The organism is Psychrobacter sp. T6-1, assembly GCF_052258445.1.
The window spans coordinates 1-1,502 of record NZ_JBQQFC010000436.1 but is presented as its reverse complement, the minus strand read 5'-3'; the positions used below and the strand labels follow the sequence as shown (position 1 = coordinate 1,502).

General features: G+C 44.3%; 1 protein-coding gene and 1 pseudogene. Both read left to right on the top strand.

Annotation, left to right across the window (positions count from 1 at the left end; all coding sequences use genetic code 11):
• A pseudogene (locus tag ACTXGO_RS13585) lies at positions 1 to 411 on the top strand (protein translocase subunit SecF); the annotation flags it as partial.
• Between the two features lie 207 nt (positions 412 to 618).
• Positions 619 to 1,502, top strand: an 884-nt coding sequence (locus ACTXGO_RS13580; protein WP_443574896.1) for an MATE family efflux transporter, incomplete at its 3' end; no start/stop codon positions are given.

Genomic DNA, 1,502 nt, shown 5'->3' with positions numbered 1-1,502 from the left:
TTTGATTTGACTGTGCTGGCGGCAATTTTGGCATTAATTGGTTATTCACTCAACGATACGATCGTCGTTTATGACCGTATCCGTGAGAACTTTCGCCGCGTACGTGGTATCACGCCGAGCCAGACGGTTGACTTATCGCTCACAGAGACGCTGCGCCGTACTATTATGACCATCTCAACGGTGCTTTTGGTCGTGCTAGCCATGATGTTCTTGGGCGGCGATGGCCTCTATTGGTTCTCGGTAGCATTGTTTATCGGTCTGCTGGCAGGTACCTACTCCTCTACTTATATCGCAAGCTCTATCCCGCTACGTATGGGTCTATCGCGCGATGATTTTGTGGTCAAAGTAAAACCTGAGTTTGAAGAAGAGATTGTTACCTTTAATGATCCTAAAATGTTCGAACAGGATTGAAGGTAGACTAAGCCTCAATTTAAGTCATTAGAATCAAAAATAGACTTAAATTAAGGCTTCGCCAAAACGTTAGATAAAAGCACCTAACTCATCATCATGAGTGTTGGGTGCTTTTATTTTTAAGTGCTTTAGTGAATGAATGTGCTAGCTTGTCAGTTTCAGCTCAATTATAAGCATTACGTATACGCTAAGTATAAGTGACCTCCTATGTCGATGCCCTCTTCCAATCACACGCCGGCAAACCCGCCTATTGATAGCCGCTATGCGCATATCATTGCGATAGCCTTGCCTGTATTATTAGCTAATTTAGCGATGCCGCTACAAAGCGTGATTGATACCGCTATCGTTGGCAACATGAATGATACCGCCAAATTAGCGGGAATGGGTTTGGCGATACAGCTATTATCCTTGCTACTGGTAAGCTTTAACTTTTTACAATACGCCTCCTCAGGTCTGTCCGCACAAGCCGTTGGTCAGCTGGCTCATAACCAGTTAATAAAGGGTCAATCAGGAACTCATCAACCCTCACCGCTATTGTCTATTTTGCAACGAGCTTTGCTGCTGGCCTTTGGAATCGGCGCGCTGTTACTAGTAGCAAAGCCTTGGCTTATTGACTACGGTTTACAAGCGCTATCGGCTAATCCTGATAGTGGCATTGCTGCAAAAACCTATCTTGACGTGCGCTTTTGGGGCGTGATCGCTGAGCTTATGAACTTTGCTTTTATTGGCTGGTTTGCTGGTCAAGGTAAAACGCGATATATGCTTTATCAGCAAGGCTTTATTGCCATAATTAATATTATATTGACGCTGTTTTTTGTCTTTGCCTTAGATATGGGCTTGGTCGGTGTGGCTCTGGGAACGACGATCGCCTTTTGGCTTGGTGTAGTGCTAGCGCTGTGGTTAAGCCGTCGTCATTTAGAGTTACCTTGGTCGGCATTATTTAGCGCAAATCCACAAGACTTCGCCAGATATAAAATACTTAGGCTATTTTCTTTGAATAAAGACATTTTTATTCGCACCCTTATTTTGACCCTAAGCTTTGCTTGGGTGACACGTTTATCGGCGCAAAGTGGTGACTTGGTACTTGCTGC